The organism is Halorientalis litorea (assembly GCF_023028225.1).
Lineage (GTDB): Archaea > Halobacteriota > Halobacteria > Halobacteriales > Haloarculaceae > Halorientalis > Halorientalis litorea.
Genome location: NZ_CP095482.1, coordinates 965,578 through 980,591, shown reverse-complemented (window position 1 = coordinate 980,591; position 15,014 = coordinate 965,578). Strand labels below are relative to the sequence as shown.

Here is a 15,014-nt window from a genome sequence, read left to right as displayed (position 1 = left end):
ACGGACGTGTCACGGACGCCTAACGTTTCCGCGCCGCATTCGGGGCTGATTTATAACCCCTCAGTTCCTCGTGTCGGCCATGCGCTACGTCACGGTTCGGGTGACGCCGACCGAGGGACGGGCGTTCCATCCCCTCGGCCAGCAACTGGCGGACGAACCGGCCATCACGCGGGAGGCACTCCACAAAGTGCAGTTGCTCGACGACGGCACGGGCGTCATGCTGGCCGAGGACCGGGGTGACGAGGGGCGGTACCGCGAGATTCTCCGCACCTCCGAGTACGTCCACGGGTTCGACGTCACGGTAGGCGGGGGCTGGTGGTACTCCTACATCCACTTCGAGCCGAACGACGCCGTCCGTTCGATGGTCGAACGTCGCCGCGAATCGCCCGTCGTCACCGAGATGCCGGTCGAAATCTGCCCCGACGGCGCGCAAGTCGTGACGCTGCTGGGGACCGACGAGGCACTCGCGCAGGTGGTGGTCGACGCCGAGGTGTACGAGACGGAGGTTATCGAAGTCGGTGACCGGCAACCCGACTCCCGGGACCCGTTCGCCTGCCTGACCGAACGCCAACGGGAGATACTCGACGCGGCACTCGACTGCGGCTACTACCGGAATCCACGAGGGGCGACACAGGAGGACGTGGCGGCGGCCGTCGGCGCGACGCCCTCGACGGTGGGGGAACACCTCAGAAAAATAGAGGCACGGGTCCTCTCGCAGTTCCAGTAGTCAGGTCGGTGTCGGGTTCTCGCCGCGGGCCAGGACGGCACGGAACCGCTCCCCGGCCGTCGTCGGCGCGTCGATAGCCGCCCGGACGCGTTCGGAGAGCCACTCGTCGGTGGCGTAGCGGTCGTAGACGGGCAACCGCTCGCGGAGCGGGACACCCGCCGACTCGGCCACCCGCTGGAGTTCCTGTAGGGCGGGCCACTCGTACTCGGGGTTGATGTGGTCGACTGTCACGGGCGAGACGCCGCCCAAGTCGTCGATGCCGCAGTCGGTTACCTCGGCGGCGGGCGCGAGGTTCGGGGGGACCTGCACGCTCACCGACTCGGGCAGGCAGTCCCGCGCCATCGCCACCGCGCGGCGGAGCGTCCCGGTGTCGGGCGTCCCGCCCCGCCAGCGGTCGTTCTCGGCGACCGGTTGCACGATGACCTCCTGAACGTGGCCGTACCGCTCGTGTAACTCCCGGATGGCGAGCAGGCTCTCGGCGCGGTCGGTCCAGTCCTCGCCGATGCCGACGAGGATGCCCGTCGTGAACGGGACGCCGAGTTCGCCCGCCGTCTCGATGGTGTGGAGCCGTTGGCCCGGGTTCTTCGCGCGCGGGCCGTCGTGGGCCTGCACGTCGGCCGTCGTCTCCAGCATCACGCCCATGCTCGCGTTCAGGTCTGCGACCTGCGCCATCTGCTCGCGGGTCTGGTCGCCGGGGTTGGCGTGGGGGAGCAAGCCCTCGTCCAGCGCGATTTCACAGGCCTCCCGGAGGTACGAGTGAATCGAGTCGTGGCCCAACTCGGCCAACTGGTCGTGAATCGCCGTGTAGCGGTCGTCCGGGTCGTCACCGAAGGTGAACAGGGCCTCGGTACAGCCTGCCTCGGCCCCGCGGCGAACCGTCTCGCGTATCTCCCGGGGCGTCATCAACTCGGCCTCGCCCGGCGGGTCGTAGTACGTACAGTAGGTGCAGGTGTACCGGCAGGCCGTCGTCAGCGGCACGAACACGTTCCGGCAGTAGGACAGTTCGTCGGCGGCGGCCACGTCGTCCGGGCCGACCGATAGCAACCGCTCCACCTCCGTCGGGGCGAACGTGACGTCGACGCCGTACTCGTCTGCCCCCGGAATCACGTCTGTCACTCCACACTCGACCGGCAAAAGGGTTCAGTTCCGGTCCGTCCGCGCGACGCTCACGCGCCCCTCGGTCACGTCGAGTTCGAACCCGGCGTCCCGGAGCCACTGGCTGGCCGCGCCGTCGGTGTGTAACAGCACCTCCGCGAGGTCGGCACGCTCGTCCACGTCGGTCGCGAGCCGGAACGAGTCGACTTCGCCGACGCGCGCACCCACGTCGGCGGCGGCCTGCCGGTGGTCGCGAATCGACGCGCCGTGGTAGTCCACCCGGAACTCGGGGTGGCGCGCGACGAGTGCGTTCGTCCCGCCGCCGCGGCCCGGGACCAGCACCACGTCACCCTCGGCGTCGAACAGGCGGGCGAGTGCGGTAGGCGTCGCCAGCGCGAGGTCGGCCATCACCACCGCGACCGGTCCGTCGACGGTCCCGAGGACGGCGTTGACGGCTGCCGTGAGCGGCCTGTCGTCGACGGACACGTCCACGTCCACGTCGACCGGGTCCGTGGCGAGGACCGTCACGTCGACGCGTCGCTCCGTGTCGGCGAGTGCGTCGAGAACGTCGGTGAGCATCGCCCGTGCGAAGGCCATCCGCTCGCCCTCCGTGAGAACGCTGTCGAGTCGTGTTTTCGGTGCGGTGGCGGCGAACGGGACGACGACTCGCATCTACCGGAGTTTGTCGTAGTCGTCCTGCTGGTTGCGGTAGTACCAGATGCCACCGCCGACGACGACGACGACGATGACGATGCCGACAGCACCGTACAGCAACATCTGGGTCTGCTGGGCACCCTGTGCGGCGTTGCGGGCGTCCTCCGCGTTCGAGATGGCTGCGTCGAAGTCCTCGCTGTTGTACGCGGAGATAGCTTGTTGGAGACTGCGCTCCGCGCTCTGGCTACCACCGGCGTTGTCGATAGCCCGACTCGCGGTGTCGATGGCGTTGCGGGCCTCTTGACTCTCGCTTGTGTACGGCCGGGTGGTCCAGTTGCCGATTTCCTGCGTGTTGTCACCGGTCCGGCGCGAGAGACGGGCCACGTCCGTCGATTCCGCCGGGTCGTACGTGTAGTTCTGTATTTCGGGGACGGTACCCGTCACCTCGATCTGCACCTCGTCGCCGCCCTGTGCCCGGGCGAGGGCCTGACTGAACGACTGGCCGCCGTAGCTTCGCTGGTCGACCTGCTGGCCCTGGTCCAGCACCGTCACCGTCCAACTGACGTTCCGGAGTTCCGTCTCGCCCTGCAGTTCCCACTGGCTGGGGGCGTCGGCGAACGGGTCCGCGACGGTCACCGTCGCACTCACCTCGTTCCCGACAGTGGTGTTGCTCGGAACGTTCTCCGCACTCGTCGACAGTGCGAACGCCCCCCCGGTGGCCCCGACGAGTGCCACCAGTAGTGCCAGTACGACCGCGCTCTCAGAAGAGCGGATCCAACTCATCATCTTCGTCCTCGACCAACTCATCTAAATTCCCTTTGCTTTCCTGCCGTATTTCCTCGATGTTTTCCTGCGCCTCGATGGCGACCTGCTGGAGTTCCTTGATGCGCGGCACGTCGTGGACGCCCGACAGCAGGATGACACCGGCGACGTAGCCCGAGTTCGGCACCGGGTAGTCGCCCCCGCGGACCTCCATGCTCCCGGTCTGCTCTTCGAGCCACTTCCGCCCGCGCTCGATGCCTTTCCGGTTGAGGTGTTTCGGCGGGCCACTCATCACGAGGAGCGCGCGCTGTGCCCCCTCGATTTCACACGGGAGCGTCAGGCGGCCCAGTGCCGCCTTGCGGACGAGACTCGTGATGCGGTTCGTGGTGTTCGCGGTATCCATCGCGTCGTCTGCACCGTCGTCGCCCTTGAACCGCGAGAGCAGGCCCCCGGAGTCCTCGCTCTCGACTTCCTCTGCGGCGTAGCCCACCGTCGAGACGCCGCCGCCCGAGAGTGTGTTGATAATCTCCGAGGAGTCGACGACGCTCTCCCCGACTTCCTGTCCGGGTTCGACCTCGCCCGCGCCGAAGAGGATGCCGAACCGCTTGACGATTTCGTCGTTTATGGCGGCGTAGCCGCCCTCGACGCTCTCGCCGGATTTGCGCCAGGCGTCGTTGTCGAACACGAGTAGGTTGTCCACCTCGCGGACGAACGTCTGGAACGACCGCGCGGCGTTCAGCGTGTAGATGCCCCCCTCGTCGCCGCCGGGCAACACGCCGAGTCCGTACACCGGTTCGGTGTAGATGCGTTTGAGATGTTTCGCGAGGACGGGGGACCCGCCGGACCCGGTCCCACCGCCGAGGCCGGAGATGATGAGGAAGGCGTCGACTTCGTGGACGGGAATGTTGTCGATCGCGCCCTGTATCTCGTCGATGTCCTCTTCGGCGATTTCGGCTCCGAGTTCGTTGTCGGCACCGACCCCGTGGCCCTTCACCCGCGCTTGGCCGATTAACACCCTGTTCTCTTTCGGTACACGTTCTAGTCCAAGTAGGTCGGCCTTGGCGGTGTTGACGGCGACGGCCGAGCGGACGATACCGCTCCCCGTCCGCTCGTCGTACTCCAGGAACTTGTCGACGATTTTCCCGCCCGCCTGACCGAAGCCGATCATCGCGAGTTTCATAACTACGTCTCCGTATGACAGCAAACTATCCCAACGCGGCTATAAGTTTTATGCCCCGATTTTTCGCTCTGAGAACGGTGAAACGAAGCGAGAGCCGGCAGACGGTGGCCGGAGTAACAACCGTTTACCCGCCCGAAATGACACCTTACGCCACCCCGAGATAGGACGACAGCGTGGTCATCCCGTCAGTATCGACGCCGAACGCCCCCACGTCGTTGTCCGGTGCCGTGTTGTCGAACGTGAGCGACCGATACTGGTCCCCGCCCATCGGGAAACCCGGAATCGACCCGCCGATTTTCAAGCCGACGCCCGCGAGCCCCATCGGAACTGGGACGATGGTGACGTCCCCGCGGACGAGTTTCGCGATGTCCCTGAGCGTCAGCACTTCCGGTCCCCCGATGTCGTAGGTCTGTCCGACGTGTTCGTCCGCTTCCAGCGCGTCGGCGAGCATCGGGACGAGGTCATCGACGTGGATGGGCTGGAACCGGGTCTGCTTCCCGCCGCCCGGGAGCGGTGCCACCCCGGGTGGTGTCAACTTCTTCGTGAACGAGACGAACTCGCCGCCCTCGCCGAACACGACGGAGGGCCTGAATATCGTCCAGTCGACGCCGCTGTCGGTCACGATATCCTCTGCCTCGCCCTTCGAGCGGATGTAGGCGGTCGGCCCCTCGGGGTCGGCACCGAGCGCGCTCATGTGGACCAGTCGGTCGACACCGTGTGCTTCCATCGCGTCGACGACGTTCCGTGTACCCGCCGTGTGTACCTCGAAGTGGCGGTCGTTGCCCCCGTCCGGCTGGAACAGCGGCGAGAGCGCGACGAGGTACACCACGGCGTCCTGCCCCTCGAACGCCCCTTCGATGGACTCGTAGGCCGTCACGTCACCGCGGGCAGTTGCCACGTCGTCGGGCAAGTCCTCGTCCCCGGGACTCCGAGACATGACCGTCACGTCGTGTCCCCGGTCGGTCAGCTCGCGACTCAAGTTGGTACCGATGAATCCGCTACCGCCGACAACGAGAACGTTCATACGTCATTTCTATCGGCTTATATACGTTTAAAGGTACTGCGTCAGTGCAGTCGCCCGACGTACGGCCGACCGACCGCTTTTAACCCTCGGCCCACCGGAGTGGACGTATGCTCGTGACGCTCGAAGGTATCGACGGGAGCGGCAAGACCACCGCGTGGGAGGGCCTGCGGGAGTCTCTCGACGCGACCTTCACCCGGGAACCGACCGACTCGTGGTACGGGGAGGCCGTGGACCGCTCCATCGCGGACGACGACGCCGACCCGTTGGCGGAGTTGTTCCTCTACACCGCCGACCACGCCGACCACCTCTCGCGAGTCGTCCGGCCAGCACTGTCGGCTGGGGACCTCGTCGTCTCGGACCGTTACTCGGACTCGCGGTACGCCTACCAAGGTGCGACCCTCGCCGACGTACTCGACGACGCGATGGGGTACGTCCGTGAGATTCACGAACCGTTCACCCGCCCGCCCGACCTGACGCTGTACTTCGACGTGCCGCCGGAGGTGGGGGCAGAGCGAAGCGGGATGACGAACAAGTTCGAGGGGGTCGCCTACCTCGAACGGGTCCGGGAGAACTACGAGCGTCTCGTCGCGGCCGACCCGGACCGCTTCGTCCGCATCGACGCGACGGACTCGCCCGCCGAGGTACTCGCGGCCGCCGAGCGAGCGATAGCCGACGCCCGCTAGCTCCCCTGTCCTCTGCGCTCGGGTACGTCCACCTCGTCCGGCGACGGCATCCAGAAGAAGTCGAAGGCCGTGCCGAGTGCGAGCGGGAGCACCACGGTGAGGCCGAGGACGGCGTACGTCCCGCCGAGGTCCGGCCCGAGTCCGAGCGCGCCGCTCAGAATCAGGACGACAGCGACCATCGGGAGCGGCGTCAGCAGGACGGCGTAGAGAGCACTCCCGAGCCGCGTACTCATGCGGACCCGGAAAAAGCGGGTCGCGAGCGCCGCGAGGGCGGTGTTGACGCCCACGATGACGAACAGTCCGACGATGCCGGCGACGCTGACCATATCCACACTACGGGCTGTACACTCTTTGCGGTGTCGGACCGTCGCCGCCGGAGGCGCGACGCCGACGGGGACGCCTCATTCGAGACAAACGTACGTCCGCGTGTCCGTCACACCCTCTTGGTCACGGATGTCCGTCGCCACCGAGTGTAACAGGTCGTACACCTCTTCGCCCGCGCCCTCGACGATGATGTCGTACGCCCCGGCGACGATGTGTGCCTCGGTGACGCCGTCGAGAGCCCGCGTCGATTCGAGCAGGGACTCCGACTTCCCGGCAGCCGTCTTCACCATGATGTAGGCCCGGACCATCGTACGTGTGGTACGTTACAACACACCAAAAGCCTTTGTCCGCAGCGGGACGCCACCGTGTCTGTCGCGAGCGGTCGCCGTCTGCTGGCGACGGTGTTCGGGACAACTTTATACCGCCCCGTGGGAATCTATGACACATGAGATTCGTTATCGTGGGTGCTGGCCGTGTCGGGTTACGCACCGCACGTGTTCTCAAGGAGAGTGGACACGAGGTGGTCGTCGTGGACAGCGACCAGCAGGCAATCGACCGGGCCGCGAACGAGGGGTTCGAGGCCGTGCAGGGCGACGGGTCGACGGAGGCGACGCTCGCCGCGGCCGGCGTCGAACGCGCCGACGCGCTGGGCGCGCTCACCGGCGACCTGAACGACAACTTCATCGCCTGCCTCGTCGCCAACCACCACGGCTGTCGGACCGTCCTCCGCATCGACGAGGACTACCGTGAGGACATCTACCGCAAGTACGCCTCCGAGGTGGACGAGGTCATCTACCCCGAACGGCTGGGAGCCATCGCCGCGAAGAACGCCCTGTTGGGCGGGTCCATCCGCGCTGTCGCCGACATCGCGCGGAACCTCCAGTTGGTCGAACTCACCGTCACCGACGACGCGCCGATGCGCGGGTACACCCTCTCGGAGTTGGAACTCCCCGCCAAGTCCCAACTGCTCGCGTTCGGCAAACACGGCGAGAGCTACGGCCTCCCCGACGCCGACGTGTCGCTCGAATCGGGCGACAACCTGGTCGTCCTCGCGGACTTCGGCGTCTTGGACGACGTGCGCCGCATCGTTGTCGGCGATACGCAGGGCCGCACCGCCGCCGCAGGAGGTGCCTGAGATGGTCGTCGCCTACGTCATGGTCAAGGCAAACTCCGGTGAGGCCGACCGCATCCGGTCCGACATCGTGGCCCTCGACGGCGTCGTCGAAGCCTCCATCGTCGCCGGCGACGTGGATTTCATCGCCAAACTCGACGTAGCCTCCCCCGCCGAGGTCAAGAACGTGGCCGCCTCGGGTATCCAAGACATCGACGGCGTCGAGGACACGCAGACGTACGTGGCCATGGACTAACTCCCACTTTTTCTTCCCTCGGGTTTCCTCGGGCGGCTTCGCCGCCCTGCGGGAACCACTCGGTCACAAAAACTTGGGGAAAAACTACCTCGTCGCTCCCGATGGTCGCGCCGAGTGAACCGCGGCGCGTCGCGCCGCGCATGCTGGCGGTTCCGCGACGGTCCCGCTACAGCGGCGTTCCGCCGCGCGACCCGTCGCCGGTCGAGGCGGCGTCGCCGAGCAACTCCGCGACGACGCCACGGTACTCGTAGCCCGGCACGATGCCCTCGGCGTAGGTTCCCTCGACGTACTCGGCGAAGGCCTTGGCCACGTCCGGCGCGCGGTCGGCGTTCCCGAACTCGAAGGTGAACTCGGCGACGGCATCGCCCGCTGCCTCGTGGACGTCGAGACTCGACAGGTCCACGTCGGCGCGGGTCGCCTTCGGTGCGTCTTCGAGTCGCCGTTCGTAGGTGTCGAACCACCCGTCGAGGACGGTCGAACCGACCTCCCCCTCGACGGCACTGTCGAGCATCGGTGCCCGAACGGTCAGGATGTATTCGAGTGCCCAGTCGTCCGTCTCGCGTGCCGTCACGTGCCCCTCGAACCGCGTTGTCGTCACGCGGAAGCCGTCGCCGTCGCGCTCGAAGGCGTCGTGACCCGCGAACGCTCGTACTGCCCGCTCTGGAACCTCGTCGGTCATTGCATTCCGATAGTGGACTGTGCGGCAAAAGCGCGTCGTGTCTGCCCCAGCGGGACGACTGCCCTCGTGACGGGCAAGCGGCGAGGACTGCGAGGGATGGGATTCGAACCCGATGCCGGACCTCACTCCGTTCGGTCCGCCGTACTTCGAATCCCCCGCTCGCAACGCTTCTCGTGTCCACTCGTCGCAGATGCGAGGGATGGGATTCGAACCCATGGACTCCTAAGAGAGCGGGTCTTAAGCCCGCCGCCTTTGGCCAAGCTCGGCCACCCTCGCTCGGTGGCAACTCTTCCCGTGAGACGTTTGTCGGTTTCGGTCCGGTCGGCACGGTGTCACCCGGCCGAACAGCCCGAAAAATAACGGTTTTGTCCCGACAAGAGCCACCTACAGCATGGACACGGCAGTCGAAGAGTTGCAGTTTCTCACCCAGTCGGAAAACAGGGTGCTGGCACTGACGGCACTGTCGGCGGATGGACCCCTCGGACGGGACGAACTGGAGGCGCGACTTGACACCTCACATCGGACCGTCATCCGCGTCGTGAACACCTTCAGCGACCGGGGGTATCTCACCGAGACGCCCAGCGGACTCCGGCTGACGCCGTTCGGAACGCGCCTCGCCGAGTGTATCGACACCTTCGTCTCCGAGGCGGAGACGGCACTCGAATACCGGCCGCTCCTCCGCCACGCACCCCCGCGGTTCGAGGCGTTGCCCCTCGACGCCCTCGACGGTGCGGAGCAAGTCGTCGCGTCCGAGAGTGACCCCTTCGCGGTCCTCGACAGACTCCTCGCCGCCCGGGCCGACGCCACCCGAATCAGGGAAATCGCACCCGCCGTCGAACAGAAGAGTCTCGACCAACTGGCCAGACGCGTCGAAGATGGCGAGGACCTAGACGTGGAAATCGTCGTCCCCGAGAGCGCGAGCGACGCCGCGGCGTCACGACCCGAGTATCGGGAGCAACACCGGACGACCCTCACGGCCGACGGCGTCGACATCTACGTGCATCCGGGACCGATACGGTTCGCCGCTGGCGTCGTCGGCGACACGGCGGCGGCGGCAGTGGGGCGCAACGACCGACCGCACGCGCTCGCACTTTCGGACGCGCCCGAGATGCACGCGTGGGCGACGGACCTCTTCGAGGAGTACCGGGCGGCCGCGACGCCCAAGCCAGATATCTGACGGCCGGTATCGAGACGCCCCGCCGCGACGACACGGCGTGTCGTAACGTCATTCGGTATCAATTTCAGTCAGGGGCGACGACCCGAGAATATGAGATGTCAGTACGGAATATACGACGACCCGACCGGGTCGACGGCCGTCCCCGGACGGGTTCGTCACGCTTGGGAACCGCCGACGAACCGTAACGTGACAGCGAAGCAACCATGACGAACCGCCCGCTTACCGCGCTGGTGCTGTCGGTCCTCCTTCTCGGGTCGGCACTGGCGGCCGCCGGCCCGGTCGGCACCACCGTCGCCGCAAACGCGGCCGGGAACGCGGCCGGGAACGAACCGGCCGACGTGGGTACGGCCGCCGGTGGGGACGACTGGCCGACGCTGGGCCACGACGAGGCCAACACCGGCTACTCGCCGAACGTGACCGGGCCGCAGACGACCGTGGTCGAGAAGTGGAAGTTCGACCCGGACGCCGGGTTCGGCACGTCACCCGTCGTGACGAACGGGACGGTGTACGCTGCCGGACAGAACGACAGGCTCTACGCACTGGACGAGACGACGGGGGCCGTCGAGTGGGCCCGGAACGGGTCGTTCTCCGGATACGGGACCGCACCGGCGGTGACCGACGGCGTGGTCTACGCGCCCAACGGGTCGCAGGTTGCCGCGCTGGCCGCCGCGAACGGAACGGAACTGTGGACTCACTCCACGGGGAGTCTCGTGACGACCGCTACCACGGTCGTCGACGGGACGGTGTACGCCGGCACCAACGACGGGACCATCTACGCCCTGAACGCGACGACGGGGGCCGAGCAGTGGACGCACTCGGTCGGCATCTACCTCGAAGGCGGCATCGCAGTCGCCGACGGCCGCGTGTACTTCGGTGCCGACGACGGCAACGTCTACGCGCTGGACGCCGCCGACGGGTCCGAAGCGTGGCGTCACGAGACGACCGGGTACCCGTTCGGACCGACCGTCTCGGACGGTACCGTGTACGCCGGAGACGGTGACGAGAATCTGTACGCGATAGACGCGGCGACCGGTACCGAAGAGTGGACGTTCTCCGTCGAGTATCCCGACGGTATCGGGAAACACGCCGTCGCCGACGGGACAGTCTACGGCGTGGCCGAGGACGGGACGCTCTACGCCGTGAACGCGGACACGGGCACGGAGCGATGGAACGAGACGGTCGGCGTCGCCAACGCCGCGCCGGCCGTCGCCGGCGACACCGTCTATGTGGTCACCAAAGAGGGAGATCTCGGATCCAGTGACGACAACTACGCCTCCGCTTTCGACGCGGACACCGGCGCGCGACTGTGGCAGTACGAACTCGGGTACACGGACACACCGCGGTCCTCACCCGCAGTCGTGGACGGGTCCCTGTACGTCGGTGTCGTCCGTGACGGACTGTACGCCCTGAGTGAACCCCCGATTGCGCGCTTCGACCGGACCGCCGAGGAGCCGGCAGTCGGCGAGTCGGTCACGTTCGACGCGTCGGCGTCCGAGTCCCGGTTCGGGTCCATCGCCAGTTACGAGTGGGACCTCGACGGCGACGGCACGACCGACGCCACCGGCGAGCAGGTGACGACGAGGTACGAGCGGGCAGGCGGCTACAGCGTCTCCCTCACCGTGACCGACAGTAACGGAATCCCCAACACAACGCAGACGTGGGTTCCGGTCGCGAACCCGGACCGTGGGCCGCTCCGCGACGCATGGCCGACTCGCGGCCACGACGCCGCCCGGACGGGAACCGCCACGGCGACGGGCATCGTCGGCGACGTGCGCGAACGCTGGAGTCGGCCACTCGGGGCGGCCGTGGTCGGTACCCCAGTCGTGGCGAACGATACGGTCTACGGTAGTGGCTCCACCGATTTCGTCGACGGCTCCCCGGTCCTCTACGCGCTCAACGCGTCGACCGGCGGGTTGGTGTGGAACTACACAGCCGAGAATATCACTGGCGGTCAGTTCGCCGCCCCGACAGTCGGTGACGGGACCGTCTACCTCGGCGACGAATTCAACCAAGTGTACGCGGTGAACGCCACGACAGGGGCTACCGAGTGGACCAACGAACTCGAAACCCGAAGCCGGATACCGTTCCAACAAGCACCGGTCTACACCGGTGATACCGTCCTCGTCGGGACGGAGACTCCCAGTCGCCTCCTCCCACCGGGCGAGCCATTACGGACCGTGTACGCGCTCGACGCCGACACCGGCGAGCAGCGGTGGAACCACTCGGTCAGTGCCGACACCGGCTTGGCGGCGGCTAACGGCACGGTGTACGTCGGCGAGTCCGTCAGTGACCTGGTGTTCGGTAGTGACTCCACTCCAGACAGCAGACTGCACGCCCTGAACGTCACGACGGGCGAGGCCGAGTGGAACTACCCGACGACGGGGACCGTCTCGACGGTGGCCGTCCAGAACGGAACCGTGTACGGGACCAACCGCGACGGGTACGCTTTCGCACTCGACGCGGCGACTGGGGCGGAGGTCTGGAACCGCTCGGTGAGTACTACGACACGTGAGGTCTTTGCCCCGCGTCCGACAGTGAGCGACGGGACGCTCTATCTTGCTACCGACAGTCAGAACCTGTCGGCCATCGACGCCGCGACGGGCGCGTTCGAGTGGAACCATTCGACGGGCGGCCGCGTCGCCCCATTCACAGCCGTCGTGAACGGCACGGTGTACGTTCCCGTGCTTCCTCCCCTCGGGTCCTTCGAAGAAGGCGGGAGGGTTCTCGGCCTCGATGCAGACACTGGCACTCCCGAATGGTCGACACAGGTCGGCAGACTATCCGGCGGTGTCGCCGTCGTGGGGGACCGGTTCTACCTCCCGGCCGCCGGCACCGAACGGGAGACGCCGCTGCTCAGTGCCTACGAGGGGACGGCCGATACCGGCCCCACTCCCGTCGCCGAGGCGTCGGCCACGTCGGTGACGACCGGCGACACCGTGACCTTCGACGCACGGAACTCGACCGACGACACGCGTCTCGTGCGGACGTACTGGCGGTTCGACAACGGGACGACGACCGACGCCACCCGCGTCGAGCGGACCTACGAGTCGAGTGGAATCTATCGGGTCACCTTGACAGCAACCGACACCGCCGGATACCGAACCACTGAAACGGTCACCGTCACCGTGTCCGAACCCGATACTGGCGGCAGTGTCGGCGGCGGTGGCGGCGGTGGCGGTGCTGGTGGCGGCACCGGCGGTGCCAGCACCGCGAGCGACGACGACGAGACCGAGGACATCGCGACCGAGGCGGCCGAAATCGAGGACGGCGACGCGACCTTCGGCGACGAGACGCCCCTCGTCCGCGTCGACTTCGCGGAGTCGGTCTCCGGGACGGTCGAAGCCAGCGTGGTGACCGACCCGGACGCCGAGATGTCGCGCGAGGCGGCCGACGCGGCTAACGGCGGAGACGCCGTCTCGTTCGTCGACATCTCGCCGAGTTCGGACGCGGCCGCCGAAACGCCAGCGACGGTCGAACTCACGGTCGACCGCGAGGAACTCGACGACCCCGAGGACGCAGTCGTGGTCCACCGGACCGAGACTGGCTGGGTGTCGCTCCCGACGACAGCCCAACGCATCGACGACGGGACGGTTTCCCTCGTCGCCGAGGTGGACTCGTTCTCGGTGTTCGCCGTCGTCGAGCGTGACAGTCAGCAGACGACGACACCAGCGACCACCGAGCGACCGACGCAGGTGACGACGACCACCGAGACGGACGTGGACGAGACGACGACACGGCCCGCGACGCCGACCGACACGGAGACGGCGTCGACACCCGCGACGACGACGGCCGCCGACGGTCCCGGGTTCGGCCCGCTCGCGGCCGTCCTCGCAGTCGCGTTGCTCGTCGCGGTCACGTGGCGGCGGTCACGGCACTGACCGGGACAGCCCTCACCAGTCGACGGAGAGCGTACCGTCGCCGTGTGGGTCCGGCGCGATTTCCTCGTCCGTCCGCCGGTCGACGACGTGAATGACGCCCTTCTCTTTTTTCGCCGGACACACCTCGGCGGCCCGGACGTTGTGGTCTAACTCGTCTTCGTCGAAGAAGTAGGTCTGTGGATCGGCGATGCCGGTGTGGATGTCGAGGTCCCAGTTCCCCGATACTTCTGCGCACTTGCCCGCCCCGAAGCACTTGTTGGCCTCGAAGATAATCTTGTACGGTTTCTCTGCGACGGGCGGGGCGTCCCGCTCACCGATTTCGCTCGGGTCAACGGGTTCGTCCTCGTCAGCCATACCTGCGGTTGTCACTCACGGGTCTTTCGTTTGTCGTTTCGTCACCGGGAACAGAACTATGCGGGTCGCGGCCGACCTGTCCACCGCGATGGAGACAGCCTCACTCGACGAACTGGAGAACCACCCGCGGACCGCGACAGTAACCAAACACGCCACCGAGCCGCTCGACCTCGCCGACATGGCGTTGAACTACTACGAACTCGAACCCGGCGACTCCTTCTCCGGCGGGCTCCACACCCACATGAATCAGGAGGAGGTGTTCCTCGTCGTCGAGGGGACGGCAACCTTCCAGACGAAAGACGACACCGTAACGGTCGGCCCGAACGAAGTCGTCCGGTTCGCTCCCGGCGAGTATCAGGAGGGCACGAACGAGAGCGACGACCGAGTCCGCGCCGTCGCGATGGGGGCACCACAGGAGGCTGGCGAGACGCGGGCTGCGGTCCCGTGTGGCGAGTGTGGCGCGGACTACCACGTTGCCGAGGTCGGTGCCGACGGGGTGTCCCTCACCTGCCCCGACTGCGGGGCCGACCTGTCGATGTAGGGCCGCCGTTCAGCGGTGAATCTCGACCGATTCGAGCACGATGTCCTCGTGTGGCTTGTCGTTGGCGTCGGTGTCGACCGACCCGATGGCTTCGACCACGTCCATCCCGTCGGTGACTTCCCCGAAGACGGCGTGCTTGTCGTCCAGATGTGGCTGTGCGTCGAGCGTGACGAAGAACTGCGAGCCGTTCGTGTCCGGGCCGCGGTTGGCCATCGAGAGTTTGCCCGGCCCGTCGTGGCGCAGGTCCGAGTGGAACTCGTCGTCGAAGGTGTAGCCCGGGCCGCCACGGCCGGTTCCCGTCGGGTCGCCCGTCTGGAGCATGAACCCCTCGATGATGCGGTGGAAGAGGACGCCGTCGTACAGCGGGTCGACGCGCTTCTCGCCGCTGTCCGGGTCCTCCCACGCACCGGTCCCGCGGCCGATGTCGGTCCCCTCGTAGTCGTCCGCTCCCTCGGCGAAGCCGACGAAGTTCTCGACGGTTTTCGGCGCGCGCTCGTCGAACAGCGTGACTTCGATGTCGCCCTCGCTCGTGTGGAGTGTCGCGGTCAGGTCACTCATGCCAGCACGGT

17 protein-coding genes and 1 tRNA gene are annotated in these 15,014 nt (G+C 67.0%); 7 read left to right on the top strand and 11 right to left on the bottom strand.

Translation table 11 applies throughout. The features are described 5' to 3' along the window. The first annotated feature begins 79 nt into the window (after nt 1-79). On the top strand, nt 80-727 hold the full coding sequence (locus tag MUG95_RS05325) for a helix-turn-helix domain-containing protein (RefSeq protein ID WP_247010037.1): 648 nt from the start codon (nt 80-82) through the stop codon (nt 725-727). Here the strand turns inward: MUG95_RS05325 and cofG are convergent, their stop codons facing one another. The 5 genes from cofG to MUG95_RS05300 form a co-directional block, all read right to left on the bottom strand. Further along, entirely contained in the window at nt 728-1,834 is a 1,107-nt protein-coding gene (gene cofG / locus MUG95_RS05320; RefSeq protein WP_247010036.1) for a 7,8-didemethyl-8-hydroxy-5-deazariboflavin synthase subunit CofG, read from the bottom strand. Nucleotides 1,835-1,867: 33 nt separating this feature from the next. Next, on the bottom strand, nt 1,868-2,494 hold the full coding sequence (gene cofC, locus MUG95_RS05315; protein ID WP_247010035.1) for a 2-phospho-L-lactate guanylyltransferase: 627 nt from the start codon (nt 2,492-2,494) through the stop codon (nt 1,868-1,870). Beyond that, nucleotides 2,495-3,259 carry a hypothetical protein gene (locus MUG95_RS05310; RefSeq protein WP_247010034.1) on the bottom strand — a complete coding sequence of 255 codons (765 nt, stop codon included), beginning with the start codon at nt 3,257-3,259 and terminating at the stop codon, nt 2,495-2,497. Further along, on the bottom strand, nt 3,237-4,418 hold the full coding sequence (locus MUG95_RS05305; protein ID WP_247010033.1) for a tubulin/FtsZ family protein: 1,182 nt from the start codon (nt 4,416-4,418) through the stop codon (nt 3,237-3,239). Before MUG95_RS05305 ends, MUG95_RS05310 begins: the two co-directional genes overlap by 23 nt. 145 nt (nt 4,419-4,563) lie before the next feature. After that, complete coding sequence (locus MUG95_RS05300; RefSeq protein ID WP_247010032.1) at nt 4,564-5,442, bottom strand: complex I NDUFA9 subunit family protein; 879 nt, start codon at nt 5,440-5,442, stop codon at nt 4,564-4,566. A gap of 107 nt (nt 5,443-5,549) precedes the next feature. Between MUG95_RS05300 and tmk the strand changes: the two genes are divergently transcribed. After that, the gene (tmk, locus tag MUG95_RS05295) at nt 5,550-6,125 is read left to right on the top strand and encodes a dTMP kinase (RefSeq protein WP_247010031.1); all 576 of its coding nucleotides are present in this window, start codon (nt 5,550-5,552) and stop codon (nt 6,123-6,125) included. On the opposite strand, the gene MUG95_RS05290 is transcribed toward tmk, so the two are convergent. Continuing rightward, nucleotides 6,122-6,451, bottom strand: a complete 330-nt coding sequence (locus MUG95_RS05290) for a DUF7991 family protein (protein WP_247010030.1) — start codon at nt 6,449-6,451, stop codon at nt 6,122-6,124. The two genes, tmk and MUG95_RS05290, sit on opposite strands and share 4 nt — an antisense overlap. Before the next feature lie 75 nt (nt 6,452-6,526). Further along, complete coding sequence (locus tag MUG95_RS05285) at nt 6,527-6,757, bottom strand: Lrp/AsnC ligand binding domain-containing protein (RefSeq protein ID WP_247010029.1); 231 nt, start codon at nt 6,755-6,757, stop codon at nt 6,527-6,529. 137 nt (nt 6,758-6,894) lie between these two features. Between MUG95_RS05285 and MUG95_RS05280 the strand changes: the two genes are divergently transcribed. Next, a complete protein-coding gene (locus tag MUG95_RS05280) occupies nt 6,895-7,584 on the top strand; it encodes a potassium channel family protein (protein WP_247010028.1) in 690 nt (229 codons plus the stop codon). Nucleotide 7,585: 1 nt separating this feature from the next. Next, a complete protein-coding gene (locus MUG95_RS05275) occupies nt 7,586-7,816 on the top strand; it encodes an Lrp/AsnC family transcriptional regulator (RefSeq protein WP_247010027.1) in 231 nt (76 codons plus the stop codon). 166 nt (nt 7,817-7,982) lie between these two features. Here the strand turns inward: MUG95_RS05275 and MUG95_RS05270 are convergent, their stop codons facing one another. Further along, complete coding sequence (locus MUG95_RS05270) at nt 7,983-8,495, bottom strand: DUF5813 family protein (RefSeq protein ID WP_247010026.1); 513 nt, start codon at nt 8,493-8,495, stop codon at nt 7,983-7,985. 191 nt (nt 8,496-8,686) lie between these two features. Continuing rightward, nucleotides 8,687-8,771, bottom strand: a tRNA-Leu gene (locus MUG95_RS05265). 115 nt (nt 8,772-8,886) lie between these two features. Here MUG95_RS05265 and MUG95_RS05260 point away from each other — a divergent pair. Continuing rightward, the gene (locus tag MUG95_RS05260) at nt 8,887-9,672 is read left to right on the top strand and encodes a helix-turn-helix transcriptional regulator (protein WP_247010025.1); all 786 of its coding nucleotides are present in this window, start codon (nt 8,887-8,889) and stop codon (nt 9,670-9,672) included. A gap of 203 nt (nt 9,673-9,875) precedes the next feature. Continuing rightward, nucleotides 9,876-13,550, top strand: coding sequence for an outer membrane protein assembly factor BamB family protein (locus MUG95_RS05255; RefSeq protein ID WP_247010024.1), 3,675 nt, complete (start codon nt 9,876-9,878; stop codon nt 13,548-13,550). Nucleotides 13,551-13,562: 12 nt separating this feature from the next. Here MUG95_RS05255 and MUG95_RS05250 read toward each other — a convergent pair whose 3' ends face one another. Beyond that, the gene (locus MUG95_RS05250) at nt 13,563-13,904 is read right to left on the bottom strand and encodes a ferredoxin (protein WP_247010023.1); all 342 of its coding nucleotides are present in this window, start codon (nt 13,902-13,904) and stop codon (nt 13,563-13,565) included. 88 nt (nt 13,905-13,992) lie between these two features. Here MUG95_RS05250 and MUG95_RS05245 point away from each other — a divergent pair, with 88 nt between their 5' ends. Then, the gene (locus MUG95_RS05245) at nt 13,993-14,445 is read left to right on the top strand and encodes a cupin domain-containing protein (RefSeq protein ID WP_247010022.1); all 453 of its coding nucleotides are present in this window, start codon (nt 13,993-13,995) and stop codon (nt 14,443-14,445) included. Between the two features lie 9 nt (nt 14,446-14,454). Here the strand turns inward: MUG95_RS05245 and MUG95_RS05240 are convergent, their stop codons facing one another. Further along, on the bottom strand, nt 14,455-15,003 hold the full coding sequence (locus MUG95_RS05240) for a peptidylprolyl isomerase (protein WP_247010021.1): 549 nt from the start codon (nt 15,001-15,003) through the stop codon (nt 14,455-14,457). Nucleotides 15,004-15,014: the final 11 nt, after the last annotated feature.

Excerpts from the sequence above, each read along its gene's own strand:
- MUG95_RS05285 (WP_247010029.1), bottom strand. The coding sequence starts at position 6,757 with ATGGTCCGGGCCTACATCATGGTGAAGACGGCTGCCGGGAAGTCGGAG.
- MUG95_RS05270 (WP_247010026.1), bottom strand. The coding sequence starts at position 8,495 with ATGACCGACGAGGTTCCAGAGCGGGCAGTACGAGCGTTCGCGGGTCAC.
- MUG95_RS05280 (WP_247010028.1), top strand. The coding sequence starts at position 6,895 with ATGAGATTCGTTATCGTGGGTGCTGGCCGTGTCGGGTTACGCACCGCA.
- MUG95_RS05240 (WP_247010021.1), bottom strand. The coding sequence starts at position 15,003 with ATGAGTGACCTGACCGCGACACTCCACACGAGCGAGGGCGACATCGAA.
- MUG95_RS05250 (WP_247010023.1), bottom strand. The coding sequence starts at position 13,904 with ATGGCTGACGAGGACGAACCCGTTGACCCGAGCGAAATCGGTGAGCGG.
- MUG95_RS05245 (WP_247010022.1), top strand. The coding sequence starts at position 13,993 with ATGGAGACAGCCTCACTCGACGAACTGGAGAACCACCCGCGGACCGCG.
- MUG95_RS05305 (WP_247010033.1), bottom strand. The coding sequence starts at position 4,418 with ATGAAACTCGCGATGATCGGCTTCGGTCAGGCGGGCGGGAAAATCGTC.
- MUG95_RS05325 (WP_247010037.1), top strand. The coding sequence starts at position 80 with ATGCGCTACGTCACGGTTCGGGTGACGCCGACCGAGGGACGGGCGTTC.
- MUG95_RS05300 (WP_247010032.1), bottom strand. The coding sequence starts at position 5,442 with ATGAACGTTCTCGTTGTCGGCGGTAGCGGATTCATCGGTACCAACTTG.
- MUG95_RS05275 (WP_247010027.1), top strand. The coding sequence starts at position 7,586 with ATGGTCGTCGCCTACGTCATGGTCAAGGCAAACTCCGGTGAGGCCGAC.
- MUG95_RS05290 (WP_247010030.1), bottom strand. The coding sequence starts at position 6,451 with ATGGTCAGCGTCGCCGGCATCGTCGGACTGTTCGTCATCGTGGGCGTC.
- tmk (WP_247010031.1), top strand. The coding sequence starts at position 5,550 with ATGCTCGTGACGCTCGAAGGTATCGACGGGAGCGGCAAGACCACCGCG.
- MUG95_RS05260 (WP_247010025.1), top strand. The coding sequence starts at position 8,887 with ATGGACACGGCAGTCGAAGAGTTGCAGTTTCTCACCCAGTCGGAAAAC.
- cofC (WP_247010035.1), bottom strand. The coding sequence starts at position 2,494 with ATGCGAGTCGTCGTCCCGTTCGCCGCCACCGCACCGAAAACACGACTC.
- MUG95_RS05255 (WP_247010024.1), top strand. The coding sequence starts at position 9,876 with ATGACGAACCGCCCGCTTACCGCGCTGGTGCTGTCGGTCCTCCTTCTC.
- MUG95_RS05310 (WP_247010034.1), bottom strand. The coding sequence starts at position 3,259 with ATGAGTTGGATCCGCTCTTCTGAGAGCGCGGTCGTACTGGCACTACTG.